At 69.2% G+C, this 17,139-nt stretch carries 18 protein-coding genes; 11 read left to right on the plus strand and 7 right to left on the minus strand.

Going from position 1 to position 17,139, the window contains the following annotated elements:
• Positions 1–41 precede the first annotated feature (41 nt).
• Together MET9862_RS06545 and MET9862_RS06550 are read right to left on the minus strand one after the other, a co-directional pair.
• A complete protein-coding gene (locus MET9862_RS06545) occupies positions 42–356 on the minus strand; it encodes a polyhydroxyalkanoic acid system family protein (protein ID WP_142582303.1) in 315 nt (104 codons plus the stop codon).
• A 149-nt stretch (positions 357–505) separates the two neighbouring features.
• Positions 506–853, minus strand: coding sequence for a septal ring lytic transglycosylase RlpA family protein (locus tag MET9862_RS06550; protein WP_142582345.1), 348 nt, complete (start codon positions 851–853; stop codon positions 506–508).
• A 515-nt stretch (positions 854–1,368) separates the two neighbouring features.
• Between MET9862_RS06550 and MET9862_RS06555 the strand changes: the two genes are divergently transcribed.
• Positions 1,369–2,562 carry a site-specific DNA-methyltransferase gene (locus MET9862_RS06555; RefSeq protein WP_142582304.1) on the plus strand — a complete coding sequence of 398 codons (1,194 nt, stop codon included), beginning with the start codon at positions 1,369–1,371 and terminating at the stop codon, positions 2,560–2,562.
• 36 nt (positions 2,563–2,598) lie between these two features.
• Here MET9862_RS06555 and mutY read toward each other — a convergent pair whose 3' ends face one another.
• Positions 2,599–3,972, minus strand: a complete 1,374-nt coding sequence (gene mutY, locus MET9862_RS06560) for an A/G-specific adenine glycosylase (RefSeq protein WP_142582305.1) — start codon at positions 3,970–3,972, stop codon at positions 2,599–2,601.
• A gap of 98 nt (positions 3,973–4,070) precedes the next feature.
• Here mutY and MET9862_RS06565 point away from each other — a divergent pair, with 98 nt between their 5' ends.
• From MET9862_RS06565 to MET9862_RS06605, 9 genes are all read left to right on the plus strand, one after another.
• On the plus strand, positions 4,071–4,544 hold the full coding sequence (locus MET9862_RS06565; protein WP_142582306.1) for a DUF721 domain-containing protein: 474 nt from the start codon (positions 4,071–4,073) through the stop codon (positions 4,542–4,544).
• 146 nt (positions 4,545–4,690) lie between these two features.
• Complete coding sequence (locus MET9862_RS06570) at positions 4,691–5,335, plus strand: DsbA family protein (RefSeq protein ID WP_142582307.1); 645 nt, start codon at positions 4,691–4,693, stop codon at positions 5,333–5,335.
• 209 nt (positions 5,336–5,544) lie between these two features.
• Positions 5,545–5,946: an AtpZ/AtpI family protein gene (locus MET9862_RS06575; protein ID WP_438616599.1), complete on the plus strand. Its 402-nt coding sequence runs from the start codon at positions 5,545–5,547 to the stop codon at positions 5,944–5,946.
• A gap of 80 nt (positions 5,947–6,026) precedes the next feature.
• Complete coding sequence (locus tag MET9862_RS06580) at positions 6,027–6,782, plus strand: F0F1 ATP synthase subunit A (protein WP_142582309.1); 756 nt, start codon at positions 6,027–6,029, stop codon at positions 6,780–6,782.
• Between the two features lie 57 nt (positions 6,783–6,839).
• Positions 6,840–7,067 carry a F0F1 ATP synthase subunit C gene (locus MET9862_RS06585; protein WP_066922442.1) on the plus strand — a complete coding sequence of 76 codons (228 nt, stop codon included), beginning with the start codon at positions 6,840–6,842 and terminating at the stop codon, positions 7,065–7,067.
• 136 nt (positions 7,068–7,203) lie between these two features.
• Positions 7,204–7,785 (plus strand): F0F1 ATP synthase subunit B family protein, encoded by a 582-nt coding sequence (locus MET9862_RS06590; protein ID WP_142582310.1) that lies wholly within the window; start codon positions 7,204–7,206, stop codon positions 7,783–7,785.
• 14 nt (positions 7,786–7,799) lie between these two features.
• Entirely contained in the window at positions 7,800–8,285 is a 486-nt protein-coding gene (locus tag MET9862_RS06595) for a F0F1 ATP synthase subunit B family protein (protein WP_185156773.1), read from the plus strand.
• Between the two features lie 183 nt (positions 8,286–8,468).
• Complete coding sequence (locus MET9862_RS06600; RefSeq protein WP_142582312.1) at positions 8,469–9,395, plus strand: ABC transporter ATP-binding protein; 927 nt, start codon at positions 8,469–8,471, stop codon at positions 9,393–9,395.
• Between the two features lie 7 nt (positions 9,396–9,402).
• Entirely contained in the window at positions 9,403–10,164 is a 762-nt protein-coding gene (locus MET9862_RS06605; protein ID WP_142582346.1) for an ABC transporter permease, read from the plus strand.
• Between the two features lie 286 nt (positions 10,165–10,450).
• On the opposite strand, the gene typA is transcribed toward MET9862_RS06605, so the two are convergent.
• From typA to MET9862_RS06625, 4 genes are all read right to left on the minus strand, one after another.
• Positions 10,451–12,274 carry a translational GTPase TypA gene (typA, locus tag MET9862_RS06610; protein ID WP_142582313.1) on the minus strand — a complete coding sequence of 608 codons (1,824 nt, stop codon included), beginning with the start codon at positions 12,272–12,274 and terminating at the stop codon, positions 10,451–10,453.
• A gap of 168 nt (positions 12,275–12,442) precedes the next feature.
• Entirely contained in the window at positions 12,443–12,790 is a 348-nt protein-coding gene (locus MET9862_RS06615; protein ID WP_142582314.1) for a DUF3325 domain-containing protein, read from the minus strand.
• A complete protein-coding gene (locus MET9862_RS06620; RefSeq protein ID WP_142582315.1) occupies positions 12,787–14,331 on the minus strand; it encodes a PepSY-associated TM helix domain-containing protein in 1,545 nt (514 codons plus the stop codon). Before MET9862_RS06620 ends, MET9862_RS06615 begins: the two co-directional genes overlap by 4 nt.
• Before the next feature lie 16 nt (positions 14,332–14,347).
• The gene (locus MET9862_RS06625; protein ID WP_142582316.1) at positions 14,348–14,650 is read right to left on the minus strand and encodes an iron transporter; all 303 of its coding nucleotides are present in this window, start codon (positions 14,648–14,650) and stop codon (positions 14,348–14,350) included.
• 390 nt (positions 14,651–15,040) lie between these two features.
• On the opposite strand from MET9862_RS06625, the gene MET9862_RS06630 reads away from it, so the two are divergent.
• Entirely contained in the window at positions 15,041–17,035 is a 1,995-nt protein-coding gene (locus tag MET9862_RS06630) for a methyl-accepting chemotaxis protein (RefSeq protein WP_142582317.1), read from the plus strand.
• The last annotated feature ends 104 nt before the right edge of the window (positions 17,036–17,139 follow it).

The raw sequence follows: 17,139 nt of genomic DNA on the forward strand, positions 1-17,139 counted from the left end.
GGCGGCTAACGGCAGGCGCCGTCGGCGGTTCCGGCGGGCGGCTACTTCTTGGTAAGCAGCAGATTTCCTTCGCGGCCGAGCGACTTCTGGATCTTCTCGGCGAAGAGGGCGAGCAGGAAGGGCAGCTTCACCTCGACCCGGACGCTCTCGGCGCCGACATCGATGGCGCCCTCCACCTTCTGGGCGAGGGCGGATAGGGCGAAATCGAGCCGGTCGCCGGTCCAGGCGAGGTTGTCGATGGCGACCCCGCTCTTGGCGAGCATGCCCCTGCCCTGCTCGACGCCGGTCTCGATCCGGCGGCGCGCCTCGGCCTGTCCGAGGTCGTGCGGGATGTCGACGATGAGGGGTTTCGCCATGGTGTCACCGGTTGCTGCTGTCCGGCACAGATGGGTGCGCCGATCGGCCCCGGCAACGCCGCGACCGGGGCTAGACCGGATTCCCAGGGAGAGCCCATCGGGAATCCGGATCACGGTGGCGGAGAGACCGGCCGGTCAGGTCGAGGACGTCAGCGCACCACCTGCAACGAGACGTAGGACGTGCCGCCCATGCCGAGCGCCCGGGCCGAGCCACGGGACAGATCGATGATGCGCCCGTGCACGAAGGGGCCGCGATCGTTGATCCGGACGACGACGGAACGACCCGTGCGATTGTCGGAGACGCGGACCCGCGTGCCGAAGGGCAGGCTGCGGTGGGCGGCGGTCATCCCGTTCGGGTTGAAGCGCTCCCCGTTCGCGGTCCGGTGTCCGCTGCCGTACCAGGACGCCCCTCCGCTCTGAGCGGAAGTGGGTAGGCTGGCGACGAGGGTCGCGGCTGTACCCAGGATGGCGGCAACGGTCCGGCAGACAGGCTTCATGGCCATTCGCATTCCCTTTGTTGTTTGCGATGCGGGGCCAATCGAAAGCGGATCGGGCCAAAATAAGACACGGGATTTTCCGGGCCCGATGCCGCGTTTTGGGCAGCCGGCGCCCCACAGATGAAGCACTCCTTAACGTCCAAGCCGCGCAAGTATTTTTTACTTTTGCTCTACTTCCGCAAATACACCGAAATCATCTGGCGATTGACTTTCTCAAGCAACCGAATGCGGCAGAAAATACGCCTATCGGGCCGCGACATCTGCACTGAGAGCAGACCTGTTGCCCGCTGGGCGGGACCGTTCGGCCCCTCAGCGTGGGAACTTTTCGCGAGATCGGTGTGCAGCGGCGTGATGCGACGCACAAAAAAACGGGCCCGGATGTCTCCGGCCCCGCTCGGTCAACTCGGCAAAAATTGCAGCCCCAAATCGAAACGGCGCGCGCGGAAAACGGCAAACGCCGCCTTTACCCTGTGGGCGGCATGGTCTCCCGGTCAGTCGCGTAACCGGTGTTTGCCATGGTTTCCCAGCGTACCGTGGTCGCCGGCGCACCCGCCCGGAAACAGGTCTCGCGTACCGGGCGGTCCGCGCCGGCGCCACGGATGGGTTTCGTACCCTCCGCTCAGCGCCTTCCCCTCGACGAGGTCCTCGTCGGCGACTGCGTCGCCGCGATGAACGCCCTGCCGGCAGCCTCCGTCGACTGCGTCTTCGCGGACCCGCCCTACAACCTTCAGCTCGGCACGGCCGGATTGCTGCGGCCGAACCAGAGCCTCGTCGACGCGGTCGACGACGACTGGGACAAGTTCGCGAGCCTGGAGGCCTACGACACCTTCACCCGCGAATGGCTCTCGGCCTGCCGCCGCGTGATGAAGCCGAACGCGACCCTCTGGGTGATCGGGTCGTACCACAATATCTTCCGGGTCGGGAGCGCGTTGCAGGATCTTGGTTTCTGGATCCTCAACGACATCGTCTGGCGCAAGGCCAACCCAATGCCGAACTTCCGCGGCAAGCGGTTCACGAACGCCCATGAGACCCTGATCTGGGCCTCGCGCTCGGCCGAATCGAAGGGCTACACCTTTCATTACGAGGCGCTGAAGGGCGGCAACGAAGACCTTCAGATGCGTTCGGACTGGTTCATTCCCCTGTGCACAGGGGACGAGCGGCTGAAGGATGCGGAGGGCGCCAAGCTTCACCCGACCCAGAAGCCCGAGGCCCTGCTCGCCCGCACCCTGCTCTCGGCGACCAGCCCCGGCGACGTGGTGCTCGACCCGTTCTTCGGAACCGGAACGACCGGCGCGGTGGCCAAGCGCCTCGGCCGCCGCTTCATCGGCATCGAGCGCGAGGCGCACTACGCCCAGGCCGCCCGGGCCCGCATCGCGGCGGTGACGCCCCTCTCCCAGGCCGCCCTGATGCTGGCGCCGACGAAGCGTGCCGAGCCGCGAGTGCCCTTCCTCAGCGTGATCGAGGCCGGCCACATCCGCCCCGGCGAGGTGCTCACCGACGAGCGCCGCCGCTTCAAGGCGACCGTGCGTCCGGACGGCCAGATCGGGGTTGGCCCGGTCTGCGGCTCGATCCACAAGATCGGCGCCCTGGTCCAGGGCCTGCCCGCCTGCAACGGCTGGACCTTCTGGCATGCGGAGCGGGCCGGCCGCCTCGTGGTCATCGACAGCTTCCGCGAGACGATGCGCGGCGCCATGGCGAGCGCCGGCTGAGCGCTCGCCGAGGCCGGACGATCCCGGCCTCCGGCCTCAGCGTCGGCGCCGCGTGGTCCCGCGCGCGGTCCGGCGCGGCGCCGGTCCCTCCTCGACGGGCACCTCGTCGATGAAGATGTCCTCGCGCTCCGGCGGCGCCTCGGCGATCCGGGGCCGCGGCTTCGGGACCGGACGGACTCGCGGCGCCGGCTCCTCGACCGTCTCCGGCTCGTCGAAGACGGCGAGCAGGGGCATCGGCGGCGGATTCTTCTTCGGGCGCCCGCGCGGCGCCTTCACCGGCTCGGGCTTCGGATCGAAGGCGTGGGCGAGCACCTTCTTCATCAGGCCGGGCAGCGGCTCGTCCGCGAGGTCGCGCCGCGGCGTGAAGCGCGTGCCGGGCGGCGCCTGCGTGTTGAGCCCGACGCGGGCCAGGAACACCGTCAATTCCAGAGGAAAATGCGTGAATCCGTGGCGGACGAGGCCGGGCAGCCGCTTCCAGCGCGCATCGAGGGGGGCATCGAGCAGCGCGCCGGCCGGATCGTAGCCGGGTTCCCAGGCGCTCGTCGGCGGCTCGGCCATGTTGCCGAGCAGCCCCTCGGGGGGCCGAGTCCGCAGCAGGACCGCCTCGTCGCCGGCGCGGATCGCCACGAAGGCGGCGCCGCGGCGCAACGCGCCCTTCTCGGCGCGGACCTTGCGCGGGAGGGTCTCCTGGGTCCCGAGCAGCCGGGCGCGGCAGGGCAGCATCCAGGGGCAGAGCGCGCAGGCCGGCCGCTTCGGCGTGCAGATCGTGGCGCCGAGATCCATGAGCGCCTGCGCGAAATCGCCCGGCCGCGCGGCCGGCACCAGGCCTTGCGTCAGGCGCCGGATCTCGGGACGGCTGCCCGGCAGCGGCGCCTCCACCGCGAAGAGCCGGCTCATCACCCGCTCGACATTGCCGTCCACCGCCGCCTCGGCCCGGTCGAAGGCGATCGCCGCGATGGCGCCCGCCGTATAGGCGCCGATGCCGGGCAGCTTGCGCAGGCCCTCGGCCGTATCCGGGAAACGCCCGGCGGCGGCCACCGCCTTGGCGCAGGCGTGCAGGTTGCGGGCGCGGGAATAGTAGCCGAGCCCGGCCCAGGCCGACATCACCGCCTCCTCCGGCGCCGCGGCCAGGGCCGCGATGTCGGGGAAGCGGGCCAGGAAGGTCTCGTAATAGGGCCGCACCGCGGCGATGGTGGTCTGCTGCAGCATCACCTCCGACAGCCAGACCCGGTAGGGATCGGGCGTCTCGCCGGGCAGCGCCCGCCAGGGAAGGACGCGCCGATGCCGGTCGTACCAGACGAGGAGATCGGCCGCCCGCGGCGCGGCGGGCGCGTCCGGTCCGGGCCGGCCCGCCGCCGGCTCGGCATCCGCCGCGGGGGGCAGCGCTCTCGAAGATTCGGACCTCGGCATCCGAAGGGTGATAGCCGGAGCGGCGTGGCCGTCAAAGCGCTCCCGCCCGGTTCCGCGCCGCGCTATCATGGCGCGTGGACAGGGGTGCGGTGAGAGGCATGGCACGTGTCAAACCGCTGGCGGAGCTGATCGAGGGCTGCATCGGCCCGGCTTTCGCGGCTCAAGGCTTCGCCTCGACCGACATCCTCGCCGCCTGGCCCGACATCGTGGGCGAGCGCCTCGCCCGTTTCTCGCGCCCCGCCCGGATCGAGTGGCCGCGCCGCCGCCGCACGAGCACGGAGGCCGCGGATGCCGGCACCCTGGTGGTGCAGGTCGAGAGCGTGTTCGCGATCGAGCTGCAGCATCTCGCCCCCGTGGTGATCGAGCGCATCAACGCGCATTACGGCTGGGCCTGCATCCACCGCATCGTGATGAAGCAGGACCGGATCGGCCGCGGCGGCCGCGTGACCCGGACCGCCAAGCCCGATCCCGCCCGCCGCGGCGAGGTGGCGAGCGCGGTCGCCCGAATCGAGGATCCATCCCTGCGCGACGCTTTGGACCGGCTCGGGGTCGCGGTCGTGACCGAGCGCTGAGGGCTGCTCCGGTTTCCGCGCCCGCGTCCACGCGCGCCCGGGACGCGGGCCGGGAGACCTGCGGAAACCCGTCGCCTTGCCGTAATCCCTCCACGCGGCTACCGCATGCACCACGCATTCGGATCAGCAGCGGAGCCAGTTTGGACATGATCACGCGGCGCGACGCTTTGAAGGTCACCGGGCTCGCCGTCGGCGCGGCCGTCCTCCTGCCGAAGCTCGGCCTGCCCGCCTTCGCGCAAGGCGCGGACGCGGCGGCCCTGCTTCAGCCCGGCCCGCTGGGCGACGTCTGGCTCGGGCCGGCGGATGCCAAGGTCACCATCATCGAGTACGCCTCGATGACCTGCTCCCATTGCGCCGCCTTCCACCGCACCACCTGGCCCGCGCTGAAGGAGCGTTACGTCGATACCGGCAAGGTGCGCTTCACGCTGCGCGAGTTCCCCCTGGACCCCCTGGCCACCGCGGCCTTCATGCTCGCCCGCTGCGGCGGCGACGCGAAATACTATCCGATCACGGACCTGCTCTTCGACCAGCAGCCTGCCTGGGCCTTCCAGCAGAAGCCCGTGGACGCCCTGGAGCAGATGCTGCGCCAGGCCGGATTCTCGAAGGAGAAGTTCGAGGCCTGCCTGAAGGACGAGAAGCTCTATGCCGGGGTGAACGCGGTCAAGCAGCGCGGCCTCGACACGTTCAAGGTCGATTCCACGCCGACCTTCTTCATCAACGGCGAGCGCTACAAGGGCGAGATGACGATCGAGGGGCTGGAGAAGGTGATCAAGCCGATCCTGGGCGCCTGAGCGGGCCTCGATCCACGCCGTCCCGGGAGCTCGGCGGACGGCGCCACGGCGATCCCCGAGCTTTCGGGGACACGCTGCCGCCCGGAGGACCCCGAAAGCTCGAAAAAGCAAGATCGATCAAGGATTTGATCGATGTTTCCGGCGCCTTGACACGCCATAGGGGCGAAACTATGGTGCGCCGCGCTTGAAGGGGCCAAGCCAAGGTTTTCATGCTCTCGCCAACGGGAGGAGCCGTGAGCGGCAACGACCCAAAGGACGAGGGACAGGGAGACCGGGCGGCGCCCACGGACAGCGAACTCTCCGCGAGGCTCAGACGTCTCGAGACGCAGATCGACCGGAAGCGGCCTCCCGCTGCTCCCGATCTTTCGCCGCGTCCAGGGTCGTCTGATCGGTCCTCCCTCGGGCAGGCGATGACACTCTCCACGGAGTTCATCGCCGGCGTCATCGCGGGCGGGATCCTCGGCTGGTTGTGCGACCATTTTCTCGGGACGAAGCCCTGGGGGATGATCGTCTTCGTGCTGCTGGGCTTCGTGACGGGCGTCTACAACATCATGCGCCTGTCCGGGTTCTCCGGAGCAAAAGACCGGCCGAAAGACCGGAAAGGCCCTTGAGGGCCGACACGAAATCGGGTTAGCCGCCCGGGGCACGCCACGAAGGCGGTCCGGGACACGGTTGGGAGCAGAAGCGTAGCATGGCGGCCAGCATCGACCCGATCCACCAGTTCGAGCTGAAGCCGCTCGTCTCGCTCGGCCATATCGGCCATCAGGAGATCGCGTTCACCCAGTCGGCGCTCTACATGTTCGCCGCGGTCGGTGTGATCGCCCTCATCACCATCGTCGGCACCGCGAGCCGCTCGGTCGTTCCGGGCCGGATGCAGTCGCTCGCCGAGGTCTTCTACGAGTTCATCGCCGACACGCTGCACCAGGCCACCGGCGACAAGGAGCAGCGCTTCCTGCCGCTGGTGTTCTCGCTGTTCATGTTCGTGCTCATCCTGAACATGTTCGGGATGATCCCCTACGCCTTCGCCGTCACCAGCCACCTGATCATCACCTTCGGCCTCGCCTTCCTGGTGATCTCGACCGTGGTGATCTACGGCGTGATGAAGCACGGCAGCCACTTCCTTGGCCTGTTCATTCCCTCGGGCGTGCCCAAGCCCCTGCTGCTGATCATGGTTCCGATCGAGATCGTCTCGTTCATCTCGCGTCCGATCAGCCTCTCGGTCCGTCTCTTCGCCAACATCCTCGCCGGCCACATCGCGCTGAAGATCTTCGCCTTCTTCGTCGCGCAGCTCCTCCTCGCCGGTGCCTGGAGCGTGCTCTCGCCGCTGCCGCTCTTCCTCACGATCGCGCTGACCGCACTGGAATTCCTGGTGGCGGCCCTGCAGGCCTACGTCTTCGCGACGCTCACGGCGGTCTACCTCGCCGACGCGCTTCACCCCGGCCACTGATCTTCAGGCCGGCCTCCCTCCGCCGTAACGCAAGTTCGAAAACTTCAGGAGTTTATGATGGATCCCGTCGCTGCGAAGTACATCGGCGCCGGTCTCGCCTGCCTCGGCATGGCGGGCGCGGGCATCGGCCTCGGCAACCTGTTCGGCCAGTTCTACGCCGGCGCGCTGCGCAACCCCTCCGCCGCCGACAGCCAGCGCACGAACCTGCTCCTGGGCTTCGCGCTGACCGAGGCGCTCGGCATCTTCTCGCTGCTGGTCGCGCTGCTGCTCCTCTTCGCCGTCTAAGGCAGGACCACCCCGCCGCCGCGGTCCTCAGCGCCGCGGCGGCGGGCAGGCAGCCGGTCCGCCGGCTCCGCTGAGCGCTCCGAGACCTCTCGCGAGCGCTCGTTTTCTTTGGATCAGATTCCTCACGGACGGGGCCATGGCGCAGCCGAATCCTCTCACCACTCCTCCGCCCGGGACCGATACCTATGCCGGCAAGGGCGAGATCCTGCACCCGGCTGCGAAGCACGCCTTCCCGCCCTTCGAGAGCCACACCTTCCTGGCGCAGCTGATCTGGTTGGCGCTCGCGTTCGGTGCGCTCTACTACCTGATGGCGAAGGTCGCTCTGCCCCGAATCCAGGGCATCCTGCACGACCGCGCCACGCGCCTGTCGAGCGACCTCGACGAGGCCCAGCGCATGAAGGCCGAGGCCGACGAGGCCGGCGCCGCCTACGAGAAGTCCCTCCGCGACGCTCAGGGCAAGGCCCGCGAGATCGCGCAGACGACCCGCAATGACCTCGCCGCGGCGGCCGAGACCAAGCGCAAGTCGCTCGAGGCCGAGCTGAACGCAAAGCTCGCCGCGTCCGAGGCCACGCTCAAGGGCCGCACCGAGGAGGCCATGGGCAACGTCCGCACCATCGCCGGGGAGACCGCCGCCGCGATCGTCGAGCGCCTGACCGGCCAGGCGCCGGACAAGGCGAGCCTGGACCGCGCCCTCGACCGCACCGCGACCGCGCACTGAGGATCACAACCATGCTGCTCACTGCGGAATTCTGGGTCGCCGCGGCCTTCGTCATCTTCCTGGCTCTCGCGGCCAAGGCCGGCGCCTTCTCGATGATCACCAAGGGCCTCGACAGCCGCGCCAAGCGCGTCCGGCACGAGCTCGACGAGGCCAAGCGCCTGCGCGAGGAGGCCGCCGCCGTGCTGGCCGACTACAAGCGCCGCCGCACCGAAGCCGAGAAGGAGGCCGAGGCCATCGTCGCGAGCGCCCGCGAAGAGGCCGAGCGCCTCGCCGAAGAGGGCCATCAGCGCCTGAACGACTTCGTCGCGCGTCGCACTAAGGCGGCCGAGGCCAAGATCGCCCAGGCCGAGACCCAGGCGGCTGCCAGGGTCCGGGCTGCCGCCGCCGACGCGGCCGTGCAGGTCTCCGAGACCATCCTGCGCGAGCGCATGCAGGGCGAGGCCGCCCAGAGCCTGATCAAGACGAGCCTCGGTGAGGTGAAGTCCCGCCTGCAGGCCTGACAGTCGCGTCGCGCCGATCACCACAGAGCCGCCTTCGGGCGGCTCTTCGCGTTTCGGGCACGTGCCATTTGGCACAGGCCGGACCAAAGGGCCGCGATCAGCCGGCCACGGACGGGATGAACCGCTTCGGTGGGCGGCTCAGCATGCTATAGGCCCGCGCCGGCCCGCCCCACGCGTTTCCCGATGCAGCCGATCCTCTCCATCAAGAACCTCTCGAAGACCTACGCCTCGGGGCTCTCGGCCCTGGCGGAGGTCGATCTCGATATCGCGCGCGGCGAAATCTTCGCGCTGCTCGGCCCGAACGGGGCGGGCAAGTCGACGCTGATCAACATCATCTGCGGCATCGTCACACCGTCCACCGGGACGGTCACGGTCGACGGCCACGACATCCAGCGCGACTACCGCGCCGCCCGGGCGATGATCGGCCTCGTGCCGCAGGAGCTGACCACCGACGCGTTCGAGACGGTCCGCAAGACGGTCAGCTTCAGCCGCGGCCTGTTCGGACTGCCGAAGAACCCGGACCATATCGAGCGGGTGCTGCGCGACCTCTCGCTCTGGGAGAAGCGCGACAGCCGCATGATGCAGCTCTCGGGCGGGATGAAGCGGCGCGTGCTGATCGCCAAGGCTCTGGCCCATGAGCCGCGCGTGCTCTTCCTCGACGAGCCGACGGCCGGCGTCGACGTGGAGCTGCGCCAGGACATGTGGCGTCTGGTGCGGCGGCTGCGCGAGCAGGGCGTCACGGTCATCCTCACCACGCACTACATCGAGGAGGCCGAGGAGATGGCCGACCGGGTCGGCGTGATCCGGAGGGGCCGGATCATCCTCGTGGAGGAGAAGGCCGAGCTGATGCGCAAGCTCGGGCGCAAGCAGCTCACCCTGCATCTCCAGACGCAGCTCAGCGAATTGCCCGAGTCCCTCGCCGAACGGGGCCTCGAGCTCACGGGGGGCGGCCGCGAGCTGGTCTACACCTACGACAGCCAGGGCGAGCGCACCGGCATTACCCGGCTGCTCAACGACCTCGCCTCCTCCGGTATCGCCTTCAGCGACCTGCAGACCCGGCAGAGCTCGCTGGAAGACATCTTCGTGGATCTCGTGCGGGAGCGCGCCTGACATGGCGATGAACTGGCCCGCCGTGCGGGCGATCTACGTCTTCGAGATGAGCCGCTTCCTGCGGACCGCGACGCAGAGCATCCTCGCGCCCGTGATCTCGACCTCGCTCTACTTCGTCGTCTTCGGAGCGGCGATCGGCTCGCGCATGACGATGGTGGACGGGGTGCCCTATGGCCTGTTCATCGTGCCCGGCCTGATGATGCTCTCGCTCCTCACCCAGAGCATCACCAACGCCTCGTTCGGCATCTACTTCCCGCGCTTCGCCGGCACAATCTACGAGATCCTTTCGGCCCCGGTCTCGCCGGTGGAGGTGGTGCTCGGCTTCGTGGGCGCCGCGGCCTCGAAATCGATCCTGATCGGGCTCATCATCCTGGCGACCGCGGCCCTGTTCGTGCCGCTGCGCATCGACCATCCGGTCTGGATGCTCGCCTTCCTGTTCCTCACCGCCGTCACCTTCAGCCTGTTCGGCTTCGTGATCGGCCTGTGGGCGGACGGGTTCGAGAAGCTGCAGCTCGTGCCGCTGCTGATCATCACGCCGCTCACCTTCCTGGGGGGCAGCTTCTACGCGATCGAGATGCTGCCGCCCTTCTGGTACACGGTGAGCCTGCTCAACCCGGTCGTCTATCTGATCAGCGGCTTCCGCTGGGCCTTCTTCGGACAGGCCGACGTCGCCATTGGCGTCAGCCTTGCGATGACGCTGCTGTTCCTGACGCTCTGCCTCGCGGCCGTCACCTACATCTTCCGCACCGGCTACCGCCTGAAGAGCTGAGGCCTCGGGTTTCCGAGGGAGTCCTCCCGTCGGCGGGGTGCCGGGGCAGAGCCCCGGCAGGCTCCTCACTCCGGCTGGCGCGGGAGGGGCGTTGCCGTCCTTCGAGAGCGGATAGCGGGCCAGGTTCAGCCCCCTGAGAGCCCGGCTCCGGATGCGAGAGCTTAAGGCGGCGGCCGACCGGCTGACACCGCGGCAGCGGTTCGCGCATTCCGGCCGCAGACAGCAAAACGCCCGGGGCGGAAGCCGCCCCGGGCGTGAGACCTCGCGTTGGTCCGGCGGCTCGCCCTCAGGCGACCGCCTCCTTGGCGCGCTCGGCGCGCTTGCGATCGTTCGGATCGAGCACCGACTTGCGCAGGCGGATCGACTTCGGCGTGACCTCGACCAGCTCGTCGTCCTGGATCCAGGCGAGCGAGCGCTCGAGCGTCATCTTGATCGGGGGCGTCAGGCGCACGGCCTCGTCCTTCGAGGTGGTGCGGATATTGGTGAGCTTCTTGCCCTTGAGCACGTTCACCTCGAGGTCGTTCTCGCGGTTGTGCTCGCCGACGATCATGCCCTGGTAGACCTTCCAGCCGGGCTCGATCATCATCGGGCCGCGATCCTCAAGGTTCCACATGGCGTAGGCCACCGCCTCGCCCTTGTCGTTCGAGATCAGCACGCCGTTGCGGCGGCCCGGCATCTCGCCCTTGTAGGGCTCGTAGGCCTTGAACAGCCGGTTCATGATCGCGGTGCCGCGGGTGTCGGTGAGCAGCTCGCCCTGGTAGCCGATCAGGCCGCGGGTGGGGGCGTGGAAGACGAGGCGCAGGCGGTCGCCGCCCGAGGGCCGCATCTCCAGCATCTCGGCCTTCCGCTCGGACATCTTCTGGACGACGACACCGGAATGCTCCTCGTCGACGTCGATGACGACCTCCTCGACGGGCTCCAGCACCTGGCCGTTCTCGTCCTTCTCGAAGACGACGCGCGGACGCGACACCGCGATCTCGAAGCCCTCGCGGCGCATGGTCTCGATCAGGATCGACAGCTGCAGCTCGCCGCGGCCGGAGACGTAGAACGAGTCCTTGTCGGCCGCCTCTTCGATCTTCAGCGTGACGTTGCCCTCGGCCTCCTTGAACAGGCGGTCGCGGATCATGCGGCTCGTGACCTTGTCGCCCTCGGTGCCGGCGAGCGGGCTGTCGTTGACGATGAACGACATCGTCACGGTCGGCGGATCGATCGGCTGCGCCTGGATCGGGGTATCGACCTGCGGGTCGCAGAAGGTGTCGGCCACCGTGCCCTTCACGAGGCCGGCGATCGAGACGATGTCACCCGCCTCGCCGACATCGATCGGCGCGCGTTCCAGGCCGCGGAAGGCCAGGATCTTCGAGACGCGACCGGTCTCCACCACCTTGCCGTCGCGGTCGAGGACCTTGATCGACTGGTTGGGCTTCACGGTGCCCGAGGCGATGCGGCCGGTGATGATGCGGCCGAGGAACGGGTTGGCTTCGAGCAGCGTGCCGAGCATCCGGAAGGGGCCATCCTCGGTCTTGGCCGGCGGCACATGCTGCAGCACCAGGTCGAAGAGCGGGGCGAGACCTTCGGACTGGTCGCCGTCCGGCGCGGTCGCCATCCAGCCGGAGCGGCCCGAACCGTACAGGATCGGAAAGTCGAGCTGCTCGTCGGTGGCATCGAGCGCCGCGAACAGGTCGAACACCTCGTTCACGACCTCGTTGATGCGCGCGTCCGGACGGTCGACCTTGTTGATCGCGACGATCGGGCGCAGGCCGATCTTCAGCGCCTTGCCGACCACGAACTTGGTCTGCGGCATCGGGCCCTCGGCGGCGTCGACCAGCACGATCACGCCATCGACCATCGAGAGGATGCGCTCGACCTCGCCGCCGAAATCGGCGTGGCCGGGGGTGTCCACGATATTGATGCGGGTGTCCTTCCAGACGACCGAGGTCGCCTTGGCGAGGATGGTGATGCCGCGCTCCTTCTCGAGGTCGTTCGAGTCCATCGCCCGTTCCTCGACCCGCTGATTCTCGCGGAAGGTGCCGGATTGCTGGAGCAGCTTGTCGACCAGGGTGGTCTTGCCGTGGTCGACGTGGGCGATGATGGCGATGTTGCGCAGCTTCATAGGATGTCCGAAGCGAGAAGAACCCGCCACGGAGCGGACCGCCGCGGCGGCCGCCCCGCCGGGTGGGGTTGGCGGATTCGTGCTTTCGCGTCGCAATAGAAGGTGCAGCCCGATCCGGCAAGTGCGGCGGCCGCGAAGACGGGGATGATGGATGTCTTCGCGCGGATCTCAGCTCATCCAGACGACGGGCGCCAGCAGGCCGCCGAGGGGGAGCGCCGCGAGCGCGGCCGGACGCAGCCAGGACGGGCGGTAGCTCAGCAGGGCGACCACCAGAAGCGCGGCGCCGGTCAGCGCGCCGATCCACTGGACGGGGCCGAAGTTCCAGCCTTCGAGGGCGACCGCGGCGGCGAGGGACAGCAGGATCAGGGCCCAGCCGCCGAGGCGCTGCGGCACGATGCGGCCCGCCGGGACGCGTCCGCCGAGCGCGTCGCGATGGTGCCGGTCGAGGCTCAGCGCCAGGGCACCGAATCCGGCGAAGCAGAGGGAAAGGTTCAGGAGAACGACCAGCGGAGTCACGCGCGAAGGGCCTCCTCGCCCGTCATGCCGGGGCTCCGGCGGGAATCCCGTGCGGATGCATGTCGCCGCCCGGCCTTGTGCGCGGCGACGATCAGGCCGGCGCCGAGCGCCAGCATGGCGAGGTCGAAACCGAGGAAGCGCGTGTCGCGGAGCAGGTGCTCCCCCGTGGTCAGCGCGCTGACGACCGGCACGGCGAGGTAGAGCGCGCCCGCGAGCCGGAGGGCCTCGGGCCAGCGCCGAGAGGCCGGACGCAGCGCGCCGAGCACGGCCACTAGGCCCCAGACGCCGAAGAAGCTGCCGATCTCCCACGCCGCTCGATCCGCGAGCCCGATAGGCAGAAGGCGGTTCGCCAGGAAATAGCCGGCGATGGCCGCCGGCATCCCGACGATGGTGCCGAGGTTGAGCACCTGCACCAGCGCCAAGCCGACGCCGGCCGCCTGAGCGCCCTTCGGCGCCCGGGCCACGGTCCAGAGCACGAGGCCGGTCGCCACGGTCGCGGCGCCCATCACCCCGCAGAGGAAGAACAGCGCCCGCAGGACGGGGCCGGCGAAATGCGCCTCGTGGATGCCGACCATCACCGCCGAGGTCACGGTCGCCGCCCTGGCCGTGCCGGCCTCCCCATGGATCGCGCCCGTCGCGCCGTCGAACGCGATCTGCGGATGCAGGTGGGCGAGCCCGTGCGGCTCCTCGAAGATCGCCACCACGGTCGGGCGGGCGTCGCCGGGGCTGTAGATCGCCATCCCCTCGGGCGCCTCGCCGATCCGAGCGGTCGCCGCCGCCACGATCGGCGCGATCGGAGCCAAGCTGCCGGGACGCCCCACGGGCACAGGCATCTCCGGCATCATCCCCGCCTCGGTAAAGAAGCGGATCTCGTCGCCCTTGTAGGCCGTCTGCACGCCCCAGGGCATGTAGAGCGGCGCCAGCGTGACGAGTCCCGTATAGGTGATCATCAGGTGGAAGGGCAGCGCCAGCACGCCGGCGACGTTGTGCGCGTCGAGCCAGCCGCGCTGGGCGGATCTGGCGTGGCGGCGGAAGGTGAAGAAGTCGGCGAAGATGCGCCGGTGCGTGACGATCCCAGAGACCAGAGCCACCAGCAGGACCAGGGCGCAGGCGCCGACGAGGTAGCGCCCGAGCGTCGGCGGCATGCTCAGCTCGAAATGGAAGCGGTAGAGGAAATCGCCGCCCTTGGTGTCCCGCGCCGCGGTCGGCGCACCGGTCTCGGGATCGAGCAGGGCCTGATGGAAGGGGCCCGCCAGGCTCTTCCACCAGTGCACGCCGATCACCGGCTTCTCCGGCTTCGGAAACTCGATGTACCAGCCCGCCGCGTCCGGCATCCGCGCCTTCAGGAATGCCACCGCGCGCTCAGCCGATTGACTGGGATCGGCCTGCACGGTCCGCAATTCCGGGCGCATCCACCGGGAGATCTCGGCGCGGTAATAGCTTGCCGTACCGGTGACGAAGACCGCGAACAGGATCCAGCCGACAACGAGGCCGGACCAAGCGTGCAGCCACGCCATCGATTGGCGGAATCCCTGCCTCATCACGGCCCTCCCCGGCTCAGGCCGTGCCGGCGAGCGTCTGGACCAGCCACAGCCCGGCGCCCAGCGGCAGGGCGAGGCCGCCCACGAGCAATGCGGCCCGGCCGAGGCTGCGCACGGCGAATACGCCGACCACCACAGCGATCATCACCGCAAAGCTGAGAAGCGTCGCGGTCGCGACCGCCTCCGAGCGCGGCATCGGCAGGACGAGGGCGAGGAGCCCCGTCGCCAAGGCTGCCACCGCATAGCCGCCGAGCGCGGCGAGCAGCACGCGGCCGAGCACCGCCGCGCGGTAGCGCAGATCCATCGGTCGGGCGCTCATGGGATACAACCGCGTCCGGCCGAGGCGTCGGCGACGGACGGTCGAAGCGGCGGGCGCGGGCCAGGCTCGGTGATCAGCGGCAGCATGGGGCGAGGTAGCCGTCCACTTGCTCGTCGCGCAACCGCTATGTTTCGGAACCATTCCAATTTGAACAAGGGCTTAGGCGTGATCTCGGCTGGATCGCGCGGGACGCGGGCCCCGCTCCGTCATCACGGCGGCTCGACGGAATGGCCCTGCAATATCCGGCCGCCGCGCCGCGAGGTTTTTGCAACTTGCAATTATATCTTTCAAAATCGGTTGTATATTTGGAGGGCTTTAGAAGGCTGATACGTCGTTAACTTTATTCGTACAATGTCGCGAATGCTCAATTCAGCCTCCGGATACTTTCCTATGCTCAGCATCCGCTCGCGACTCTACGTTGGTTTCGCCAGCCTCGTCGCCGTATCCGCGCTGCTCGGCGGGACGGCCTATTACCAGCTCGGGGTCAATGTCGAGCAGTTCAGGACACTCGGCGTCTTCCAGGAAGGTGCCCGCAACGTGGCGCGGATCAACGCTCTGTCCGAAATCGTCAAGGGACAGGTCGCCGACTACAAGGCATCGCTGAACGACGACAGCATCCGTCTCGCCGAGACACGGCGTCAGGAATTGGTGTCCCTGGCCCGGCGCCAAGTGGAGATCGCCCGATCGGAGGACCGGCGTGCCCTCTACGCAGCGCTCCGCGACCGTGGCGAGGCACTGAAGGCGCCCCTGGAGACGCTCGCCCGCGCCGGCCGGACGGCGATGGAGGAGCGGGCCAAGCTCTTCGTCACGGGCGATGCCCTGACGCGGACCACCAATGATCTGGTGGCTCAGGTCCGGGCCGCTGACAGCGAGACCCTAGCCGCCCCGGCCGCGACGGTGGAGAGCGCCGTGCTGCTGCTGCGCGTCGCCAATTGGCGCTTCCTCGCCACCCGCGACGCGGAGGGCCCGAAGACCTTTGCCAGCCAGCGCCTCAAGGTCGACGCCGCTCTGAAGCGCCTGCGCGAGGCCGATGGCCGCGGCCAGTTTGCCCGGGAGCTGTCGAAGCTGGAGGGCGCCATCACGGCCTATGCCGACGCCTTCAAGAGCGTCACGGGCGCCCTCGGCGAAGCCGTGACGACCTACGAGTCGGCCATCGCGCCGCAGGTCGCCGAGATCGAGCAGGCCGCGATCACCTCGGGGCGCAAGATCGACACGGCGACCGCCGAGATCACCGCCGCCACGGAGCAGGGAGCTTCGACCACGCGGCTGGTGATGCTCGGCCTGATCGCGGCAGCGCTCGCCGTCGGCACCGCGCTCGCCGTCCTGATCGGCCGCAGCATCATCGGGCCGATCGCCGGCATGACCAGAGCCATGCGCCGCCTCGCCGAGGGCGATACCGCGGTGGAGATCCCGGCCCAGAACGCGCGGGACGAGATGGGCGAGATGGCCAAGGCGGTCGACGTGTTCCGCCGCAACGCCATCGCGCGGATCGAGCTGGAGGCGCAGCAGGCTTCCGAGCAATCCGCCCGCCAGCGCCGAGCCGACCGGGTCGACCAGCTCGTGCGCGGCTTCCAGCGCCGCGTTGCCGCCTCGCTCAACGTGGTCACCTCGGCCGCGACCGAGCTCGACGCCACCGCCCGCTCGATGAACGGCGTGGCCGACAGCACCAGCAGCCAGGCCTTGGCGTCGAGCGCTGCCGCCGAGCAGACCTCGGCAAACGTGCAGACCGTGGCGGCGGCGGCGGAAGAGATGGTCTCCTCGCTCGCCGAGATCGAGCGGCAGGTACGGCGCTCGCACGAGGTGGCCACCCCCGCCTCCCGTGAGGCCCAATCGACCGACGCCGCCATGGCCCGCCTCGGCGCGGCAGCCGAGCAGATCGGCAACGCCGTCACGACCATCGCGGGCATCGCTGGCCAGACCAACCTGCTCGCCCTCAACGCCACCATCGAGGCGGCCCGTGCCGGCGAGGCGGGGCGCGGCTTCGCGGTGGTCGCGGCGGAGGTGAAGGAGCTCTCCAACCAGACCGCCAAGGCGACCGAAGAGGTCGGCGGCCACATCGCGGCGATCCAGACCGCCACCGCGGAGGCGGTCGCGGCGATCCGTCAGATCGGCGACACGATCGGCGCCATCAACGAGATCTCCGGAACCATCGCCTCCACGGTCGAGCAGCAGGCGGCGGCAACGCAGGAGATCTCGCGCAATGCCGGCCAGGCGGCCGCAGGCACGCAGGATGTCTCGGCCAATGTGGCCCAGGTCCTCGCCTCGGCGAGCGAGACTGGCGGCGCGGCGGCGCAGGTCCTGTCGGCAGCAGCGGAGCTGGCGACCCAGTCGCTGAGCGTGAAGCGCGAGGTCGACGACTTCCTGCGCGACATCCAGGCGGCGTAAGGCGCGTCGGGCGGGACGTCCTGTCCCGCCCAACCTGTCGGCGGACCACGCGGATTCGACCCGCGAGGATTGCTCTCCGGCCGCGCCGGGCGCATGGACGGAAC

This window comes from Methylobacterium symbioticum, from assembly GCF_902141845.1.
GTDB lineage: Bacteria > Pseudomonadota > Alphaproteobacteria > Rhizobiales > Beijerinckiaceae > Methylobacterium > Methylobacterium symbioticum.